General features: G+C 67.8%; 17 protein-coding genes. 9 read left to right on the top strand and 8 right to left on the bottom strand.

The features are described from left to right. Positions 1-20: 20 nt before the first annotated feature. Positions 21-1,454: a xylulokinase gene (locus ACZ48C_RS13685; RefSeq protein ID WP_464781439.1), complete on the top strand. Its 1,434-nt coding sequence runs from the start codon at positions 21-23 to the stop codon at positions 1,452-1,454. Positions 1,455-1,460: 6 nt separating this feature from the next. Here the strand turns inward: ACZ48C_RS13685 and ACZ48C_RS13680 are convergent, their stop codons facing one another. Next, positions 1,461-2,195, bottom strand: a complete 735-nt coding sequence (locus tag ACZ48C_RS13680) for a GntR family transcriptional regulator (protein ID WP_464781438.1) — start codon at positions 2,193-2,195, stop codon at positions 1,461-1,463. A gap of 311 nt (positions 2,196-2,506) precedes the next feature. On the opposite strand from ACZ48C_RS13680, the gene deoC (ACZ48C_RS13675) reads away from it, so the two are divergent. The 8 genes from deoC (ACZ48C_RS13675) to ACZ48C_RS13640 all read left to right on the top strand — a co-directional run bounded on the left by deoC (ACZ48C_RS13675) (position 2,507) and on the right by ACZ48C_RS13640 (position 12,381). Continuing rightward, positions 2,507-3,424 (top strand): deoxyribose-phosphate aldolase, encoded by a 918-nt coding sequence (deoC, locus tag ACZ48C_RS13675; protein ID WP_464782812.1) that lies wholly within the window; start codon positions 2,507-2,509, stop codon positions 3,422-3,424. Positions 3,425-3,544: 120 nt separating this feature from the next. Then, complete coding sequence (locus ACZ48C_RS13670) at positions 3,545-5,920, top strand: aldehyde dehydrogenase family protein (RefSeq protein ID WP_464781437.1); 2,376 nt, start codon at positions 3,545-3,547, stop codon at positions 5,918-5,920. A gap of 204 nt (positions 5,921-6,124) precedes the next feature. Beyond that, positions 6,125-6,895: an SDR family NAD(P)-dependent oxidoreductase gene (locus tag ACZ48C_RS13665; RefSeq protein WP_318910066.1), complete on the top strand. Its 771-nt coding sequence runs from the start codon at positions 6,125-6,127 to the stop codon at positions 6,893-6,895. A gap of 64 nt (positions 6,896-6,959) precedes the next feature. Beyond that, on the top strand, positions 6,960-7,925 hold the full coding sequence (locus tag ACZ48C_RS13660) for a substrate-binding domain-containing protein (RefSeq protein ID WP_464781436.1): 966 nt from the start codon (positions 6,960-6,962) through the stop codon (positions 7,923-7,925). Between the two features lie 52 nt (positions 7,926-7,977). Next, positions 7,978-9,495: a sugar ABC transporter ATP-binding protein gene (locus ACZ48C_RS13655; protein WP_464781435.1), complete on the top strand. Its 1,518-nt coding sequence runs from the start codon at positions 7,978-7,980 to the stop codon at positions 9,493-9,495. After that, positions 9,492-10,484, top strand: coding sequence for an ABC transporter permease (locus ACZ48C_RS13650; RefSeq protein ID WP_464781434.1), 993 nt, complete (start codon positions 9,492-9,494; stop codon positions 10,482-10,484). Before ACZ48C_RS13655 ends, ACZ48C_RS13650 begins: the two co-directional genes overlap by 4 nt. 17 nt (positions 10,485-10,501) lie before the next feature. Then, on the top strand, positions 10,502-11,281 hold the full coding sequence (locus ACZ48C_RS13645) for an SDR family NAD(P)-dependent oxidoreductase (RefSeq protein ID WP_464781433.1): 780 nt from the start codon (positions 10,502-10,504) through the stop codon (positions 11,279-11,281). Between the two features lie 17 nt (positions 11,282-11,298). After that, positions 11,299-12,381, top strand: a complete 1,083-nt coding sequence (locus tag ACZ48C_RS13640) for a glycerol dehydrogenase (protein WP_464781432.1) — start codon at positions 11,299-11,301, stop codon at positions 12,379-12,381. Between the two features lie 72 nt (positions 12,382-12,453). Here ACZ48C_RS13640 and ACZ48C_RS13635 read toward each other — a convergent pair whose 3' ends face one another. From ACZ48C_RS13635 to ACZ48C_RS13605, 7 genes are read right to left on the bottom strand one after another with little or no spacing between them, the layout of a single operon-like run. Next, positions 12,454-13,212, bottom strand: a complete 759-nt coding sequence (locus ACZ48C_RS13635; RefSeq protein ID WP_464781431.1) for an SDR family NAD(P)-dependent oxidoreductase — start codon at positions 13,210-13,212, stop codon at positions 12,454-12,456. 23 nt (positions 13,213-13,235) lie between these two features. Beyond that, on the bottom strand, positions 13,236-14,765 hold the full coding sequence (locus tag ACZ48C_RS13630; protein WP_464781430.1) for a xylulokinase: 1,530 nt from the start codon (positions 14,763-14,765) through the stop codon (positions 13,236-13,238). After that, entirely contained in the window at positions 14,762-16,309 is a 1,548-nt protein-coding gene (locus ACZ48C_RS13625; RefSeq protein ID WP_464781429.1) for a xylulokinase, read from the bottom strand. Before ACZ48C_RS13625 ends, ACZ48C_RS13630 begins: the two co-directional genes overlap by 4 nt. A 4-nt stretch (positions 16,310-16,313) precedes the next feature. After that, a complete protein-coding gene (gene deoC / locus ACZ48C_RS13620; RefSeq protein ID WP_464781428.1) occupies positions 16,314-17,057 on the bottom strand; it encodes a deoxyribose-phosphate aldolase in 744 nt (247 codons plus the stop codon). Positions 17,058-17,059: 2 nt separating this feature from the next. Further along, positions 17,060-17,950 carry an SIS domain-containing protein gene (locus ACZ48C_RS13615; protein ID WP_119256431.1) on the bottom strand — a complete coding sequence of 297 codons (891 nt, stop codon included), beginning with the start codon at positions 17,948-17,950 and terminating at the stop codon, positions 17,060-17,062. Positions 17,951-17,964: 14 nt separating this feature from the next. Next, positions 17,965-18,825, bottom strand: coding sequence for an MBL fold metallo-hydrolase (locus ACZ48C_RS13610; protein ID WP_464781427.1), 861 nt, complete (start codon positions 18,823-18,825; stop codon positions 17,965-17,967). Next, positions 18,822-19,757 carry a phosphoglycerate dehydrogenase gene (locus ACZ48C_RS13605; protein WP_464781426.1) on the bottom strand — a complete coding sequence of 312 codons (936 nt, stop codon included), beginning with the start codon at positions 19,755-19,757 and terminating at the stop codon, positions 18,822-18,824. The genes ACZ48C_RS13610 and ACZ48C_RS13605 overlap by 4 nt, the downstream gene beginning before the upstream one ends.

Genomic DNA, 19,757 nt, shown 5'->3' with positions numbered 1-19,757 from the left:
GCATATGGGGACAGGCAGGCATGTATCTCGGCATCGATCTCGGCACCGGCTCGGTCAAGGCACTTCTGATCGATGACGACGGCAGGACCGTCGCGGAGGCCTCGCAGGCCTATGCCGTTTCCTCGCCCGTGCCGGGCCATGCCGAGACCGCGCCGGCCGACTGGTGGGCCGGAACGGTCGCGGCCGTGCGCGCCTGCTGCGCCGGGCGCGGCGCGGCGGTGCGCGGCATCGGCCTGTCGGGCCAGGCGCACGGGCTCGTCGTGCTCGACGCGGCGGAAAAGCCGCTGCGCCCCGCCATCCTCTGGGCCGACCAGCGCGCCACGGCGGAAATGGACGCGGTGCTCGCCTTGCCGGAGGAGGTGCGCCGCCCGCTCGCCAATCCCGTCGTCAGCGGCATGGCCGGCCTCTCGCTGCTGTGGCTTCGGCACAACGAGCCCGCCACCTATGCCGCCATCCGCCGCATCCTCTCGCCGAAGGATTGGCTGCGGCTGGTGTTGACCGGCGAGGTTGCGACCGAGCCATCCGACGCCTCGATGACGCTGCTCTACGAGATCGACGGCGACCGCTGGGCGACGGATTTCCTGAAAGCCCTGTCGCTCGATCCGGCCGTCCTTGCCCCCGTCGTGGAATCGCAGTCGGTCGCCGGCCGGCTGACGGCCGCGGCGGCTGAAGAACTGGGGCTACCCGCCGGAACGCCGGTCGCCGCCGGTCTTTCCGATACCGCCTCCTGCCTCTTCGGCATGGGGCAGACCAGGCCCGGCTCCACCATCCTGCAGGTTGGTTCGGGCATCCAGATCATGTCGGTGGTCGAGAGTATCGAGCCGCGCGTCCAGCCCTTCTACAACAGCTATCGCGGCATCGGCCGCAGCCTCTATTCCATGGCGGCGCTACAAAACGGCGGCACGGTCTTCGAATGGGCGCGCACCGTACTCGGCGCCTCCTGGGCGGAAATGTACCGCGCCGGCTTCGACGAGAACGAGGGCAATGGCGGCATTGTCTTCCTGCCCTATGCGGCGGGCGAGCGGGCACCGCTGCTCGATCCGAACGCGGCGGCGGCCTGGGCCTATATGCGCCTCGGCTGCACGCGCGGTCAGCTCATCCGCTCGGTCTTTGAGGGCGTCGCCCTTGCGGTGCGCGATAGCTGGGACGCTATGCGCGGCGTCGGCGTTTCCGCCGACCGCATCCTTCTCACCGGCGGCGGCAGCACGGATCCGCGCTGGCGGCAATTGCTGGCGGACATCCTGCAGATGCCGCTGGTGCCGGCGCACGAGCTCGGCAATGCGACGATCGGGGCCGCCTATCTCGGCGGCCTCGCCGCCGGCCATTGGCGCGGCGTCGAGGACATTCCCTTCCCCGACCAGCTCGGCGAGACCGTCGAGCCGCGTCCCTTTGCGGGGCTGGACGAACTTCTGGCCCTGTTCCGTGCCACCTATCGCGGCCTGAAGCAGGCCTGACGGTCCTCAATAGGTCCGGTGCAGGTCGATGGTCAGGCGCGTGCGGTCGGGATGGTGCCAGGATTCGTAATATTCGAGCACCTGCTTGTTCTGGTCGTAGGTCACTTCGCGGTTGAACAGGACGTAGCTGTTCATCTCCACCTGCAACTGGCTGGCGATGGCTTCCTCGTCGATGCGGGCGAGCTCCACCTGTCGCTTGCCGGTGGTCGCCACGGCATTGTAGCGCTTGGCGAGGTACTGGTAGAGCGAGACGTTCTCCAGCTCGTTCGAGTGCAGCAACTCGGGGAAGCGCGAATAGGGCAGGTAGTTGCGCACGACCAGGAAGACCACGCCGTCGGCATAGCGCATGCGCTCCAGGAAGACGGCGTCGTTCTCGCCGATCTCTTCGGCCACATGGGCGGGCGGGCGGATGCGCTCCTGTTTCAGCACCCGGGTCGTCAGCTTGAAGCCGGCCTTGGCCATGCTTTCGAGCAGCGGATCGAGCTGCTGGACGAGGGCGATGGGCACCTTGCGTTCCAAGACGAAGGCGCCGCGGCCGCGCTCGGTCTCGATCAGGTTGTCATGCGCGAGCGATTGCAGCGCCTGCCGCACGACGCTGCGCGAGACGTCGTAGGTCTCGCAAAGCTCGCCTTCGGTCGGCAGCTTGCTGCCGGGCGGATAGGCGCCGGATTCGATTGCGCCCCTCAGCGTTTCGGCGAGCTGGAAATAGAGAGGGATGGGGGAATTGCGTTCAATGCTCATGCGAATCTCTCTTCCTCGCGGGGCGGTTGCAGGCACTTTGCTGTTGTTAGCGTGACATGACAAGCGGACATCACAAACTGAAAAGGCTGTATTCACCGGCTATTGACACTCGGAATGTAGTTTGATTATGTTGTCCGTACAACATTACAAAATGTCATAATGATATGGCGCATCCTGCCATTCATATCAAATCCGGGAGCTGCGAGGTGGATGTGAGTGAAGCTGTCATCGGGGGTGCGCCGGCCGTGCGCGCCGCCGCCGAGGTCCGCAATTCCGGGCCGCATCCGTCCAATCCCGGCATCGCCTTCTCCATGGATCCCATCGAGGCGGTGCGCGTCAACCTGTCGGCCGCCGAGCGCCGCACGGCCTCGCTGGGCGGGCGCCGCACGGTCAAGAAGGAATGGCAGGCGGCCTGGCTGGTGCGCGCCATCGAATGCATCGACCTCACGACGCTGAACGGCGACGACACGGAAGGGCGCGTGCGCCGTCTCTGCGCCAAGGCCCGCCAGCCGCTGCGCGAGGACCTGCAGGCCGCGCTCGGCCTTGCGGATCGCCGCGTCACCACGGGCGCGGTCTGCGTCTACCACCGTTTCGTCTCCACCGCCGTCGATGCGCTGAAGGGCAGCGACATTCCGGTCGCGGCCGTCTCCACCGGCTTTCCGGCCGGCCTGTCGCCGATGGAAACGCGCCTCAAGGAGATCGAGGCCTCGGTCGCCGACGGGGCGGAGGAGATCGACATCGTCATCACGCGTGAGCATGTGCTGCGCAGCAACTGGCAGGCGCTCTACGACGAGGTGAAGGCCTGCAAGGAAGCCTGCGGCCCGGCGCATATGAAGACCATCCTCGCCACCGGCGACCTCCAGACGCTGCGCAATGTCTCGCGCGCTTCCTGGGTCGCGATGATGGCGGGTTCCGATTTCATCAAGACCTCGACGGGCAAGGAAGGCGTCAACGCCACGCTGCCGGTGACGCTGATCATGCTGCGCGCCATCCGGGACTACCGCGAGATGACCGGCCATGTCGTTGGCTACAAGCCTGCCGGCGGCATCTCCACCGCCAAGGACGCGATGGCCTATCTCGCGCTGATGAAGGAGGAACTGGGCAACGACTGGCTCCAGCCGAACCTGTTCCGCTTCGGCGCTTCCTCACTGCTTTCCGATATCGAGCGGCAGCTCGAGCATTATGTCACCGGCCGCTACGCGGCCTTCAGCCACCACGCCATGGCCTAGTCGGGCTGGAGCGTTTCCAGGAAAAGCGGATCCCGGTTTTCCGTTCGGAAGTGCGCAAAAACAAAGGAACAGAGCGTTTTCGCGGTTCGGAGAACGCGCAAATGCTCTGGGGAGAACACGATGTCCATTGCAGAGATTCTTGAGACGATGAGCTACGGCCCGGCCCCCGAAAGCGACAAGGAAGCCCGCGCCTGGATCAAGGGCCTGGGCGGCGAGACGAAACTCTTCATCGGCGGCGCCTGGAAGAAGGCGAAGGCCGGCGAGAGCTTCGAGACCATCGCGCCCGGTTCCGGCGAGGTGCTGACGCGCATCGCGCAGGCGGGCGCCGCCGATGTCGACGCCGCCGTCAAGGCCGCCGCCAAGGCGCAGCCGGCCTGGGCGGCGCTCGCCGGCCACCAGCGCGCCCGCTACCTCTATGCGCTCGCCCGCCTCATCCAGCGCCACAGCCGCCTCTTCTCGGTGGTGGAGACGCTCGACAACGGCAAGCCGATCCGCGAGACGCGCGACATCGACATCCCGCTCGTCGCCCGCCACTTCTACCACCATGCCGGCTGGGCGCAGCTCATGGACGGCGAGCTTGCCGACCGCGAGGCGCTCGGCGTCTGCGGCCAGATCATCCCGTGGAACTTCCCGCTGCTGATGCTCGCCTGGAAGATCGCGCCGGCCATCGCGCTCGGCAATACGGTCGTGCTGAAGCCCGCCGAATATACCTCGCTGACGGCGCTGCTCTTCGCTGAGATGTGCCAGAAGGCCGGTCTGCCGGAAGGTGTCGTCAACATCGTCACAGGCGACGGGGCGACCGGCGAGGAGATCGTCAAGCATCCGGGCATCGCCAAGATCGCCTTCACCGGCTCGACGGAAGTCGGCCGCCGCATTCGCGAGGCGACCGCCGGTACCGGCAAGAGCCTGACGCTGGAACTCGGCGGCAAGTCGCCCTTCATCGTCTTCGACGACGCCGATCTCGACGCGGCCGTGGAAGGCGTGGTCGACGCCATCTGGTTCAACCAGGGCGAGGTCTGCTGCGCGGGTTCCCGCCTCCTCGTGCAGGAAAGCGTCCATGACCGCTTCATCGCGAAGCTGAAGGCCCGCATGGAGACGCTGCGCGTCGGCGATCCGCTCGACAAGGTCGTCGATATCGGCGCCATCGTCCATCCGGTGCAGCTGGAGCGCATCCGCTCGCTCGTGGAAACGGGCGTCAAGGAAGGCGCAAGCCTGCACCAGCCGAAGGCCGGTGTGCCAGCCAAGGGCTGCTTCTACCCGCCGACCCTGCTGACGGGTGTGCATCCGGCCGCCACCGTCTCGCGCGTCGAGATCTTCGGCCCGGTCGTGGTCGCCACCACGTTCCGCACGCCCGCCGAGGCGGTGGAGCTTGCCAATAACACAGAATACGGCCTTGCCGCTTCGGTCTGGAGCGAGACCCTGTCGCTCGCCCTCGACATCGCGCCCAAGCTGAAATGCGGCGTCGTCTGGGTCAACGGCACCAACATGTTCGATGCCGGCGTCGGCTTCGGCGGCTACAAGGAATCCGGCTTCGGCCGCGAGGGCGGCCGCGAGGGGCTTTCGGCCTATAGCCGGCCGAAGTGGCTGGCGAAAGCCAAGCCCATCGCCGAGAAGCCGGCTGCCCAGCCGACCGGCGACGTGCTCTCCACCGCCTTCGTCGACCGCACGGCGAAATTCTATGTCGGCGGCAAGCAGGCGCGGCCCGACGGCGGCTATTCGCGCCCGGTCGTCTCGCCCTCCGGCGCGCTCGTCGGGGAAGTCGGCGAGGGCAACCGCAAGGACATCCGCAACGCCGTGGAAGCGGCGCGCAAGGCGGCATCCTGGGGCACCGCGAGCGAGCACAACCGCGCGCAGATCCTCTACTACATCGCGGAAAACCTCGACGCCCGCGCCGGTGAATTCGCCGAACGCCTCGCCGCCATGACCGGCCGCCGCCGGCAGGACACGGCCCGCGAGGTCTCCGCCAGCGTCTCGCGCCTCTTCGCCTATGGCGCCTGGGCCGACAAGTATGAGGGCGCGGTGCACAAGCCGCCGATGCGCGGTGTGGCGCTCGCCATGAACGAGCCGGTCGGCACGCTGGGCATCGTCTGCCCGGAGGAGCCGGGCCTGCTCGGCTTCGTCTCGACCTTCGCGCCGGCCATCGCGCTCGGCAACCGGGTCGTCGTCATCCCCTCGGCCAGCCAGGCGCTCGCCGCGACCGACTTCTACCAGGTGCTGGAGACTTCGGACGTGCCGGGCGGCGTCGTCAACATCGTGACGGGCGACCGCCATGCGCTGGCGCTGGAACTCGCCAAGCACGAGGAGGTGGACGGGATCTGGTACTTCGGCAACGCCGCAACGACCGGCGCCATCGAGAAGGCCTCGGCCGGCAATCTCAAGCAGGTCTGGGCCGAGACGGCGCAGCGCGACTGGTTCGATGCCCGGCAGGGCGAGGGACGGGAGTTCCTCGGCCGCGCCACGCAGGTCAAGAATATCTGGGTGCCCTACGGGGAGTAGGGCACGGCAAAAAGCACAGTGCATGTTGGCCTTCACCCTAACCCTCTCCCCGCAAGCGGGGAGAGGGGACTTGCCGCACGAACGGGCATTGGTTGGGGAAACCGGCGCGGCATATCCCCTTCGCCCCGTTTACGGGGAGAAGGTGGCCGGCAGGCCGGATGAGGGGCGCCTGCGCAACAGCATCAATAGGGACGGAGGAAACAGGTGTATCTCGAACGCTTCAGGCTCGACGGGGAACGTGCGGTCATTACCGGCGGAGGGCGCGGCATCGGGCTTGCGACCGCCGATGCGCTTGGCGAGGCCGGCGCCCGGCTTGCCCTCATCGAGCGCGATCCGGCGCTGCTGGAAGAGGCCCGCGCGGCATTGCAGGCCAAGGGCTACGACGTCTCGGTGCATGAGGGCGACGTCACCGATGCCGCGCGCATGCAGGCCATCGCCGACGAGCTGGCGGCGACGGGCGGTGCGTCCATCCTCGTCAACAATGCCGGCATCGCGCTCAGCGACATCCCCGCCGAGGACATGGAAGACGAGCGCTGGCTGAAGGTCATCGACGTCAATCTCAACGGCACCTACTGGTGCGCCCGCGCCTTCGGCCGCCACATGCTCAAGGCCGGCCGGGGCTCCATCGTCAATGTCGGCTCCATGTCCGGCTTCATTGTCAACCGGCCGCAGCCGCAGGCGCATTACAACGCCTCGAAGGCCGCCGTGCACCACCTGACCAAGTCGCTCGCCGCCGAATGGGCGACGCGCGGCGTCAGGGTCAATGCGGTGGCTCCCACCTACATCGAAACGCCGCTCAACGCGCTCGTCGAGAACAACCGGCCCATGCTCGACCGCTGGATCGATTCCACGCCGATGGCGCGCATGGGCAAGGACCACGAGGTCGCAAGCGTGATCCTCTTCCTGTCCTCTCAGGCCGCGAGCCTGATGACCGGATCGATCGTGCTTGTGGATGGAGGATACACGCTCTGGTGAGGCCATCCGTGCCGGATGCCGCGCCGCCCGTGTCAGCATGCAACAATCACTAGGAGGAGTTAACATGATCAGCATCAAGACGCTTCTGGCAGGGTCGGTGGCCCTGTTCTGCCTGACCTCTGCCGCCATGGCCGAGGATTGCAAGGTGGGCCTCACCATGCCCTCGCTCAACGCGCCCTACTTCGCCGCGCAGGTCGCCGCCGTCGAGAAGGCCGCGAAGGATGCGGGCTGCGAAATCACGACGGCGGACAGCCAGAGCGATTTCTCCAAGCAGATCAACGACGTCGAGGACATGGTGGCCAAGGGCATCAACATCCTCATCATCAACCCGCGTGACCAGGAAGCGCTCATTCCGGCCGTCAACGCGGCGACGGCCGCCGGCGTCAAGGTCGTGGCGATGGACTCGACGCTCAACGCAAAGGCCAATTTCATCTCGCTGGTCCGCTCTTCCAGCGACGAGAACGGCCGCCTTGTCGGCGACTGGATCGCCAAGAAGATGAAGGGCACGCCGATCAAGATGCTCCTCATCTCCGGCAACCAGGGCAATCCGGGCGGGTTGGAGCGCCGCATGGGCGTCGTCAAGGGCATCGTCGAGGCGCAGCTCGTCAACGAGGGCGCGGTCAATCTCCAGATCCTCGGCCAGGGTTGGGGCGACTGGGCGACGGACGGCGGCCTGAAGGCGGCGGAAGACCTGTTGCAGGCCCATCCGGACGCCAACCTCGTCGTCGGCGAGAACGACTCCATGGTGCTCGGCGCGGTGCAGGCGGCCAAGGCCGCGGGCCTCGACAACATCCTCTTCGCCGCCGCTGCCGACGGGCAGCGCGAGGCGCTGGCGATGATCAAGGACGGCAGCTACGGCGCGACGGGCCTCAACGACCCGGACCTCGTCGGCCGCACCGCCTTCGACGTCGCCTACAAGGCGTTCAAGGGCGAGCTGCCGGCGGACTTCCCGAAGGAATATTTCACGCCCGCCGACGTGATCTCCAAGGACAACGTGGACAAGTACTACAATCCCGAGTCCGTTTTCTGAGCGACAGAAGAGAGGGATGCACCGGGCCTCCGGTGCATCCTTTGAGGATCCCATGACCGAACTTGTCCGCCTATCCGGCATCCGGAAGAATTTTGCGGGGGTGCAGGCCCTCAAGGGCGTCGACTTCGACCTCAAGGCCGGCGAGGTGCATGCGCTGGTCGGCGAGAACGGCGCCGGCAAATCCACGCTGATGCGGGTGCTCGCCGGCGAGATCGCGCCGACATCGGGCACCGTCAGCCTCAACGGCGAGGCCGTGCAGCTTTCCGGCCCTCGCGATGCGACCGGCCGCGGCATCTCGGTGATCCACCAGGAACTGGCGCTCGCACCGGACCTGACGGTCGCCGAGAACATCTTCCTCGGCCGCCTGCCGGGCTTCGTGAACCATGCCGCGCTGCGCAAGGCCGCGCGTGAAATCCTCGACCGGCTCGGCTTCTCCATCGATCCCGCCGTGCAGGCCGGGCGCCTGACGGTCGCCCACCAGCAGGTCGTCGAGATCGCCAAGGCGCTTTCCAACAAGGCGCGCATCATCGTCTTCGACGAGCCGACCGCCGTGCTCGCCAACAGCGATGCCGAGCGGCTGCTTGCCATCATCCGTGAACTGCGCGTGAACGGCACGGGCATCGTCTATATCTCGCATCGCCTCAACGAGGTCTTCGATCTTTCCGACCGTATCACCGTCATGAAGGACGGCTCCCATGTCGAGACGCTTGCGACGTCCGCGACCGACGTGGACGCCGTGATCGCCCGCATGGTCGGCCGGCAGATGGCCGCGCTCTTCCCGCCGAAGGGCGGCCGCGCGCCGGGCGAGGTGGTGGTCGACGCGCGCAACCTCACCCGCGGCCGCAAGGTGCGCGATGTCAGCTTCACCGTGCGCGCCGGTGAGGTCGTCGGCCTCGGCGGCCTGGTCGGCTCGGGCCGCACGGAGGTCGCGCGCCTCGTCTTCGGCGCGGATCGGATGGATTCCGGCACGGTGGAGCTCAAGGGCAAGCCGCTGCACCTGTCCTCGCCGCGCCAGGCGGTGCATGCCCGCATCGGCCTCGTTCCCGAGGACCGCAAGGAGCAGGGCGTCATCCTCGACGCGCCGATCCGTATCAACACCACGCTCGCCAAGATCCGCAGCGTCACCCGCTTCGGCTTCCTCGATGTCGGCAAGGAGCGCAAGGTCGCGACGGCCCTCGGCAAGGACATGCGCCTCAAGGCCTCCAGCGTCGATGCGCCGGTCTCCAGCCTTTCGGGCGGCAACCAGCAGAAGGTGGCGCTCGCCAAGTGGTTCCACGCGGATTGCGACCTTCTCATCCTCGATGAGCCGACGCGCGGCGTCGATGTCGGGGCCAAGAGCGAAATCTACAATTTGATCAACGATCTGGCCAAGGCCGGGAAGGCGGTTCTCGTCATTTCGTCCGAGCATCAGGAACTGTTCGGCATCTGCGACCGCATTCTCGTCATGGCGGAGGGCGCCATCGTCGGGGAACTCACCGAGGCGGCGTTCACCGAGCAGCAATTGCTGACGCTGGCGATGACCCAGACGGCCAGAGCCAGATCAGAGACAAGGGATGAGGCAAGCCAATGAATACGCAATCCGCAAGCGCCGCCGCGCCGTCGCCGTTCACCCCGCGCCTGCTGGAGGCCGTGCGCCAATACGGCACCCTTGGTATCTTCATCGTCCTGGTCGTCGTCGCCTCGCTCTGGTCCGATGCGTTCCTGACGGAGCGCAACCTGATGAACGTGGTGCGCCAGGTCGCGTCCGGCGCGGGCATCATGGCCGTCGGCATGCTCTTCGTCGTTCTGACGCGCGGCATCGACCTGTCGGTGGGCTCCATCGCGGCCGTCGGCTCCGTGCTCTGTGCCCATCTCATCGCCGCGCAGGGCTATGGCGTGCCGATGGCGATCCTGCTCGTCATTCTCACCGGCGCGGCCTGCGGCGTCGTCACCGGCTTCTTCGTCGCCTATATGCGCCTGCCGTCCTTCGTCATCTCGCTCGCCATGATGGCGATCGCCCGCGGCCTCTCGCTGATCATCAGCGCCGGCCGGCCGATCACCATGGGTCCGCCCGGCGCCTCGCTGGTCGATTTCGGCAGCGGCTTCCTCTTCGGCATTCCACAGCCCGCCATCCTCATGCTGATCATCTACGCCATCGGCGGCGTGGTGCTGGCCTATACGAGCTTCGGCCGCCTCGTCACCGCCATCGGCTCCAACGAGGAGGCCGTGCGGCTCTCGGGCGTTCCGGTCGAGCGCTACGTGCTGTCGGTCTATGTCATCAGCGGGGCGCTCGCCGCCGTCGCGGGCATCGTCGCGGCCGGGCGCACCGGCATCGGCACGCCGCAGGTCGGCGTCGGCGCGGAACTCGACGTCATCGCGGCCGTGGTTATCGGCGGCGCGAGCCTGATGGGCGGGCGCGGCGGCATGTTCAACACGCTGCTCGGCGCGCTGATCCTCGGCATCATCACCAATATCATGAACCTTGCCGGCGTGCCGGGCTACCATCAGAACGTCTATCTCGGGCTGATCATCATCCTTGCCATGCTGATCCAGTTCGTCACCGCCCGCTCGCGCCGCTGAACCCCAGGGAAACCGACATGAACGACAAGACGGAAAAGTCCGGGATCGCCGGCACCTACCTGCCGGACCTCTTCGCCGGCAAGCGCGTGCTGGTCTCGGGCGGCACCAGCGGCATCGGCCTTGCCATCGCCCGGGGCTTCGCCGCGCTCGGCGCGGATGTGGTGGCGACGGGCAGCAATGCGGCGAAGGTCGAGGCGGGGCAGGCCGAAGCCGGGGAGCGACTGCGCTTCGCCGTGCTCGACGTGCGCGACAGCGCCGCCGTCAGCGCCTTCGCCAACGGCTTCGACCGGCTCGACGTGCTGGTCAACGCACAGGGTATCGGCCGGGGCGAGGCGGAGCATCAGGAGGCGGTGTTCCTCGACGTCATCGAGGTGAACCTCAACAGCGTGATGCGCCTCAGCACGGCCTTCCGCCCGTTGCTGGCGAAAACGCGCGGCGCCATCGTCAGTATCGCCTCGATGCTGAGCTATCTGGTGGAGCCGGAAGTGCCCGCCTACACCGCCAGCAAGACCGGCATCCTCGGCCTCACCCGCGCGCTCGCCCATGCCTACGGGCCGGACGGTGTGCGCGTCAACGCCATCTCGCCCGGCTACCACAAGACCGACATGACGAAGGGCCTGTGGACGCAGCCGAAGAGCCACGACCTCATCGCCGAGCATTCGGCGCTGAAGCGCTGGGGCTCGGTCGACGATCTCGTCGGCACCGCCGTCTTCCTCGCAAGCCCCGCCGCCTCCTTCGTCACCGGCGCCGACCTGCCGGTCGACGGCGGTTATGTCTGCGGCAACACCATTCGCTGATACTGGAGAAGAAAACCATGTCCCGTTCCTTCGGCAGCCCCGGCCGCTATATCCAGCGGCGCGGCGAGATCGCCCGCCTCGGCGAGCATCTGGCCTCACTCGGTAAAAAGCCGCTCTTCCTCATCGACGCCTTCCTGCATGACCGCTATGCGGCCAGCCTCGGCGAGAGCGTGAAGGCCGAAAGCCGCTTCGAGAAATTCGGCGGCGAATGCTCCGACCGCGAGATCGACCGGGTGACGGCGGCCGCCGTGGAATTCGGCGCGGATGTCGTCGTCGGTATCGGCGGCGGCAAGACGCTGGATACGGCCAAGATGGCGGCGCACCGCACCAATGCGCGCATGCTGGCCGTGCCCACCATCGCCTCCACCGATGCGCCGACCAGCGCCGTCGTGGTCGTCTACAGCGATGCCGGCGTGCTGCAGGAGGCGCACAACCTGCCGCGCAATCCCGATCTCGTGCTCGTCGATCCCGAGGTCATCGTCGCCGCGCCGGTGCGCTTCCTCGTCGCCGGCATGGGCGATGCGCTCTCCACCTGGTACGAGGCGCGCGCCAATATCGAGGCGGGCACGATGAACTACATTTCCGGTGGCTTCCCCGCGACCCGCGCCGCCGTCGCCATCGCCCGCGAATGCCATGCGGTCATCATGGAGCAGGCGGTGAAGGCCAAGCTCGCGGCCGAGGCCGGCGTGGTCACGCAGGCGGTAGAGGATATCATCGAGGCGAATACGCTGCTTTCCGGCCTCGGCTTCGAGAATTGCGGCGTCTCAGCCGCCCACGGCATCCACGACGCGCTGACCGTGCTGCCGGAAATCCACGGCCTGCTGCACGGCGAGAAGGTCGCCTTCGGCGTGCTCTGCCTGCTCGTGCTGGAAAATCGCCCGCAGGCCGAGATCGACGAGACGCTGCGCTTCTGCCGCGCCCTCGGCCTGCCGACGACGCTGGCGGACCTCAACATCAAGGACGATATCGCCGCCAAGGTGCGCAAGGTGGCGGAAGCCGCCGTCAGGGGCAACATCACCCACGCCACCCGCGCGCCGGTGACCGCGGAGGACATCGAGGCCGCGATCCTCGCCGCCGACGCCCTCGGCCGGGCGGCCTGATCCTTTCCTTCCCTGCAAGACAAAACCCCCGGCCGAAAGACCGGGGGTTTCTTTTTGGGCCGGCTGGAGGGCTCAGAAGCTGCCGTTGACGAAGCCGCCGTCGACCGGCAGGTCCGCGCCGGTGATGAAGATGGCGGCCGGGGAGGCGAGGAAGAGGGCGGTGCCGACGAGGTCGTCCACCGTGCCCCAGCGCTTCAGCGCCGAGCGTTGGGCGATCTTTTCTGCCGGAACCGGATCGGTCCACAGGCCCTTGGTCATGTCCGTCTTGTGGTAGCCGGGCGAGATGGCGTTGACGCGGATGCCGTCCGGGCCGAAGGCATGGGCGAGGTGGCGGGTGAGGCCGAGCACGCCGGTCTTGCTGGCGCCATAGGCCGGTACGACCGGGTCGGTGACATAGCTCAGCATCGAAGCCGTGTTGATGATGACGCCGCGTGATGCCTTCAGCAGCGGCAGGACGGCCATGGAGAAGCGCATCTGGCTGTTCAGGTTGACATCCATCACCTCCATATAGGTGGCGTCCTCGAACTCGGCCTGCGGCCGGGCGATGCCCGCGCCGTTGATGAGCACGTCGAGCTTCTTCAGCGTCCCGGCGAAGGCCTTGATGGCCTCCGGGTCGCGCACGTCGACGCGCTCGAAGCGGATGCCCTTGTTCTCCGGGTCCGCGGCGGCGGCCTTCAGCTTGGCCTGCGAGCTGCCGAGCGCGACGACGGAGCCGCCGAGCCGGGCGAAGCCCTGCGCGATGGTAAGGCCGATGCCGGACGAGCCGCCGGTGACAAGGATGTCCTTGCCGGCGAACAGGTCGGACCGGAACGTGTCGATAATCTCTTTCATGAAATCCTCCTCGTTTTTGACGGTTAGCGCGCGGCCGGTTGCCGGTCGCGGATCAGGCTGGCAAGCGCGTCCATGTCGTCGTAGAGCGCCTTGCTGTGATGGTAGAGCCGGTCGAAGACCGGCTGGACATGGCTGTAGATCTCCGCCCAGGCCGGGTCGGGCGCGATCTCCTCGTCGTAGCGGACATAGGCCTCCGCCGCGTCCTCGGTGCGCGAGAAGCGGCCGGTGGCGGTCGCGGCCATGGCGGCGCAGCCGACGAGGCCGCATTCCGGCTCCTGCGGCACCAGCACGGGCGTATCGAAGACGCTCGCCTTGATCTTCAGCCACAGTTTGGTCCGCGCCCCGCCGCCGGCGGCGATCATGCGTTCCAGACGCTTGCCGGAGCTCGCCTCCATGATGCGGATATGCCGGGCCATGGCGAAGGCGATGCCTTCGAGGATGGCGCGGTGCAGGTGCTCCACGCCATGGCCGGCGCCGAGGCCGAAGAACTGCGCCCGCGAATTGCGGTGCTGGCCGAGGCGCTCGCCGGTGAGGAACGGCAGGAAGAGGAGGGCATCCGAGCCGGGCGGGGCCTTCTCCGCCCGCTCGACGATGTCGCCATAGCTCAGCTTGCCCTCATGGAAGGCGCGGCGCGCCCAACGCATGCCGTCGCCGCCCGTTTCCAGCAGCACGAAGGGCGCCCAGTTGCCCTCGATCGTCGCGACATTGGAGATTTCCGGGTCGAGCAGCGGCCTTTCCGCGATCATGGTGACGATCGCGCCGGTGCCGGTGCTGTCCGAGCCGAGGCCCGGCCGGCAGGCGCCGGAGCCGAGCAGCGCCATCGGATAATCCGCCCCGCCGACCATGACGGGCGTGCCGGCGCGAAGCCCGGTGGCGCGGGCCGCGTCCTCGGTAACGTGGCCGATGATGTCGAGCGGATTGCGGATCGGCGGCAGCAGCCGTGCGTCGAGGCCCATGCGCTCGATCATGGCGGGCGACCAGGCAAGCGTCGCCGGGTTCATCAGGAAGCTGCACGAGGCATCGCCCGTGTCCATGGCGATCTCGCCGGTCAGCCGGAAGTTGATGTAGTCCTTCGGCATGATAGCGACGGCGCTGCGGCGGTAGGCCTCCGGGTCCGCGTCGCGCACCCATTGCAGCTTGAAGCCGGGCCAGGCCGGCGTCGGCGTGTTTCCGCTCTCGGCGAGGTAGCTTTCCGGCCCACTCTCCGCCTCGAACCTGCGCACGAGGTTCAGCGTGCGCTTGTCGTTCCAGAGGGGGGCGGTATCGCGGGTGAGGTTCCCGGCATCGTCCAGCAGCACGAGGCCGTGCATCTGGCCGCAGATGGCGACCATGGAGATGCGCTCGCGCGCGCCCTCCACCTTGTCGAGCACGGTGCGCACGGCGGCGCAGGCGCCGTCCCACCAGGCGAGCGGGCGCTGCTCCGCCCAGCCGAACTGCGGCACGATCTGGTCGTGCTCGCGCGCGGCGATCTCGACGATCCGGCCGCTGGTGTCGATCAGCGCGGCGCGGACGCTGCCGGTGCCGACATCGATGGCGAGGAAGAGTTCGGTCATGGCGCGGCCTCCCGCAGGGCGGCGAGCGCGCCCGACAATTCCTGCTGCTGCACGGCCGCCCGGCGATAGGCGGCGAGCGCCGCGCCATAGACCTTGCGGGTCTCCGGCGATGGCTCGCTGCGGCTCTCGGTGGTGTGAAGGTCACGGATGGGGGAGAAATCCCGCCACAGGCCCATGCCGACGAAGGCGAGCGCGGCCGCGCCGAGGGCGGCGGCCTGCTGGTCGATGCGTGTCTTGACGATGGCGCAGTCGAAGACATCGGCGAAGATCTGCCGCCACAGCACGTTGCGCGCCCCACCGCCGACGATGATCATCTCCGGGCCGAGCGCCGTCATGCGGCGCAATTCGTCGAGCGCGACCCGCAGGCCGAGCGCCACGCCCTCCAGCGCCGCGCGAAAAATGTCGGCGCGGCCGTGCTGGAGGTCGAGGCCGAGGAAGCCGCCGCGCACCGCCGGTCCGCCCTCGAAGCTGGTGCCGCCGCCAAGCGTGGGTACGAAGAGGAGGCCGCGCGCGCCGGCGGGGGATTGCCCGGCGAGCTGGAAGAGGTCGTCATGCACGTTGCGGCCGGCGGCTTCCGCCTCGCGTCTTACGTCCGGCAGAAGCGTATCGGCGACCCAGTTGACGCTGGTGCCGGAGGAGAAGATCGAGGTCGCGGAGATGAACATGCCGGGCGCGACATGGGCGAAGACGAAGGGGCGCACCCGGTCGTCCAGCAGCGGCTCGGCGGACGAGACGGTGATCCAGCTCGACGAGCCCATGGAGGCATAGGCGTCGCCGTCGAGGAAGGTGCGCCCGCCGAGCGCCATGCAACTGTTGTCGACGCCGCCGGCGACGACCTTCACGCCCTGCGGCAGCCCGAGCGCTTCGGCGATCTCCGGCAGCACCTCGCCGATGATATCCGTCGAGGCGACGATGGGGGCGAAAAGGCTTGGGTCGAGGTCCGCCGCCGCGATGAGGTCGGGCGCGTAGCGGCCGGCCCTGAGATCGTAGACGCCGGTGCCGGAGGCGTAGGAGGGGTCGGTCGCGATACGGCCGGTGAGCCTGAGGTTGATGTAGTCCTTCGTGCCGATGATCGTCTTCGTCCGCGCGAAGACGTCGGGCGCGTTGCGGCGCAGCCACATCGCCTTGAAGACGGTGTAGAGCGGGGCGGGGAAACCGTTGCCGGTCGTCCTGTACCAGAGGGCGGGATCGACCCGGGTGAAGAAATCCTCCGCTTCCGCCACGGCGCGCCCGTCGGACCAGATCGGCACGAATTCCTGCAGGAGGTTCCCGTCCGCGTCGAGTGGCAGGCAGCCGAGGCTGTGGCCGGAAATGGCGATGGCGCGGATCGCGCCGGCATCGACGGCCGGATTTTCGGTGAGCGTCTTCAGGCTGGCGCAGACCGCGTCCCACCAGTCCGCCGGGCGCTGCTCGTGGAAGGAGGAGGACGGGTAGAATGTCCTGTAGGAGACGACCTCTTCCGCGAGGCAGGCGCCGTCGGGGCGGAAGATCGCCGCCTTGACGCCCCCGGTGCCGAGGTCGAAAGCCGCAACGGTATCGGTCATGATGTCAGTCCGCCTTGCCGGTGATTTCGAGACGGCCGCCGGGCAGGGCGGCGCACTGGCGCACGAGGTCGACGGCGACCTTCGTGTTGATGCCGAAGCGGGTGACGCCGAGCCGCACCATGTCGGCGATGGCGTCCAGAGAGCGGATGCCGCCCGAGGCCTTCACCTCGACCGCGCCCTCCACCGTCTCGACGATGATCTTCAGCTTCTCGAGTGTGGTGGCGCTCGGCGTCCAGCCGGTGCCGGTCTTCACGAAGGCCGCGCCGCTTTCGGCGACGAGGGCCGAGGCGGTGCGGATTTCCGCGTCCGTCAGATGGGCCAATTCGAGGATGACCTTGAGGGGGACGGGGGCGATGGCCTCCACCACGGCGCGGATCTCCCGGCGCACATAGTCGAGGTCGCCGGATTTCAGGCGGCCGACATTCATCATCATGTCGAGTTCCTGCGCGCCGTTCCCGGCAAGCTCCGCGGCTTCCGCCACCTTGGTGCGCGTCGTGTGCCCGCCGGAGGGAAAGCCGACCGGGCCGCCGACCAGCGTCACACCGCCCATCGGCACGAGGCTGCGCAGCAGCGGCACGAAGTTCGGCAGGGCATGGGCGGCGATGAAGCCTTCCGCGACCGCAATTCCCGCCAGTTCCCGCACGTCCGCTTCCGTATGGAAGGCCTGGACGGCGCTGATATCGATCAGGGCGGCGAGATCGCGGGGGGCGAGAAAGGCTGGCGGGGAGCGGTGGCGGGTGTCGTTCATCTCTAGGTCTCGTTGCTCATTCGTAGGTAGCGGAGGTTTCGCTTCATGCGCGTGAAGATTTCCACATGCTCGTCGCCCCGGCGCAGCGCCACGCTGGTCGACAGGATGTCGACGACGGTGAGCGCGGCGATGCGGGAGATGGTGGGCGTGTAGATATTGGTGTTCTCCAGCGTCTCGACCATCAGCACGATGTCGCAGAACTCGACGAGCGGCCCGTCCGAGCCGACGATGCCGATGACCTGACAGCCGCTCTCGCGGGCCCGCCGCGCGGTCTCGATGATCGCCAGCGTCGCACCCGTGTTGGAGATGACGACGACGACGTCGCCGGGCTTCAGGCTGGAGACGACCATGATCTGCTGGTGGGCGTCGGTCTCGGCCCCGCAGGGCACGCCGAAGAGCGGGAACTTCTGCTGCGCGTCGCGCGCCACGATGCCCGATGCGCCGAAGCCGAAGAATTCGATGCGGTTCGCCTTGGCCAGCGCATCTACCGCCCGGCCGACCGCCACCGGATCGAGATGGTTGCGCACCCAGTCGAGGCTGGTGATCGTGTAGTCGAAGATCTTTTCCGAGACCCCGGCCGGGCTGTCGTTGCCGTCGATGACCGAGTGGGTGGCCGACATGCCGAGCGCGAGGCTCTGGGCGAGGCGCAGCTTGAAATCCTGGTAGCCCTGGCAGCCGATGGAGGCGCAGAAGCGGATCACCGTCGGCTGGCTCACCTCGGCCCATTCCGCCGCCTCGGCGATGGTCGCGTTGACCACGCGCTTGGGATCGGCGAGCACGAGTTCGGCCACCTTGCGGTCCGATTTGCGCAGGTCCCCGCGCTTCAGGCGGATGACTTCAAGGATGTTGTTGTTGCCGCCGATCGGTTTGGACTGGGCTGCGCTGGTCGACATGGAAACCCCCCGGGTTACTTGGACAGTCGGTATTCGACCGACAGCTTTGCCCGATGGAGCCTTGCCCTGCAATCAGCGGCCGCCGATTTGGCGTCGATGACGGCGGGGTCTTCCGTGTTGAAGGCGAAGAGGCCGTAGTGGTGTGCGATGAAATCGGCCGCGCCGATCCGTTCGGCCAGAAGGCACGCTTCGTCCAGTGTCAGGTTGCCGGCGATGCCGGCCTCCGTCAGCTCCGCGCGGCGGCCGTTGACGGGCAGGAGCGCGAGGTCCACCCCATGGGGCGCGACCTCTTCCGCCAGCCCCTCGAAGGGGATCGTGTCGCCGGAATGGTAGAGCGAGACGCCGTCCACCGCCACCACATAGCCGAGGAAGCGGTGCCAGCCCTCCGGCGAGCGCTCCAGTGCCTCATGGGCGGCGCGGATGGTGGTGATCGAAATGCCGGCAAGGGGCGTCACCGTCTCGCCGGCATCGACCGCGACCAGCCGGTCCGGCGTAACGCCTATGCGCTCTTCAGCCGCCGCCAGCGCTGCGCGGGGCACGACGAAGCGGCAGTCCGGATTGGCGGCGGCCAGCGGCATCAGCGTCTGCGGGTCCATGTGGTCCGTGTGCTGGTGCGTCACCAGAACGAGATCGACGGGGCCGAGTTCGGCCGGTGCCGCCGGGGCCGGCATCATCCGCTCGTGCTCGTAGCGCTTGCCGCGATATTTCTCCGCAAGGCTGTCGGAGAGATAGGGGTCGATGACGATGCGCCGTCCGCCAGCCTTAATGACGAAACCGGCCTGCCCGAGCCAGTAGAGCCGCACGCCGTCGCCCGCCGATGCGGCGAGCCTTTCGGCGAGCGATCCCGAAAAGGGCACGGGCGAGAAGGATGTCATGGGCGCTTCTCCTCCGTCAGAGCAGAGAGGAGGTTTTCCACCGCGATCGTCGTCGCCTTGCTGACGCTCTCGTCGGTCAGGCCGCCGATATGGCTGGTGGCGATGACGCGTGGGTGGCTCGCCAGCGAGCCCGGTGCCGGCGGCTCGTCGATGAAGACGTCGGTGGCGTAGGTCTGCAACCGGCCTTCGTCGAGCGCGGCGCGCACGGCATCCTCGTCCACCAGCGTGGCGCGGGCGGTGTTGATGAGGATGGCGTGCGGCGCCATCTTGGCGAGCCGCGCCGCATCGACAATGGGCTTGCCGTCGGCGGGGGCCGGGCAGTGGAGCGTCACGATATCCGCTTCCGCGAAAAGTTCGTCGAGGCTCGCCCATTTGAACGGGCCATAGACCTCGACATTCGGGCGGAAGGGATCGTGCGCCACGACATTCGCCCGCATCGCCGAGACGGCCCGGGCGACCCGCTTGCCGATCGCCCCGCAGCCGACGACGCCGACGGTGCGCTCGGCGATTTCCTTGCCGCGCGATCGCGGCCAGCCGCCGGCGCGGATACCGGCCGTTTCGGTCGGGATATGGCGTAGCGAGGCGAGGATGAGGCCCATCGCCAGTTCCGCGACGCCGACGGCATTGGCGCCCTCGGCCTTGAGCACGCGAATGCCCTTGCCCCTGAGCAGCGGCAGCGGCAGGTTGTCGATGCCGGTGCCGTTGCGGCTGATCGCGCGCAGGCTTTCGGCGGCGTCGATCACCTTGTCGGAGACGGGCTCGACGCCGGCCAGCCAGCCGACGCAGCCCGGCACGAGGTCGAGCAGTTCGGCCTCGTCCGGCATGCGGCCGGGCGTCGGGAAGACGAGGTCGAAGCCGGCCTGCCGCAGCGGTTCGAGTTCCGGTGGAGGATCGAGCGAGAGCGAACGGGGCGTGACGAGGATACGGTTCAC

It is taken from the genome of Shinella sp. 1A1 (genome assembly GCF_055379515.1).
This window is presented reverse-complemented; position numbering and strand designations above follow the sequence as displayed.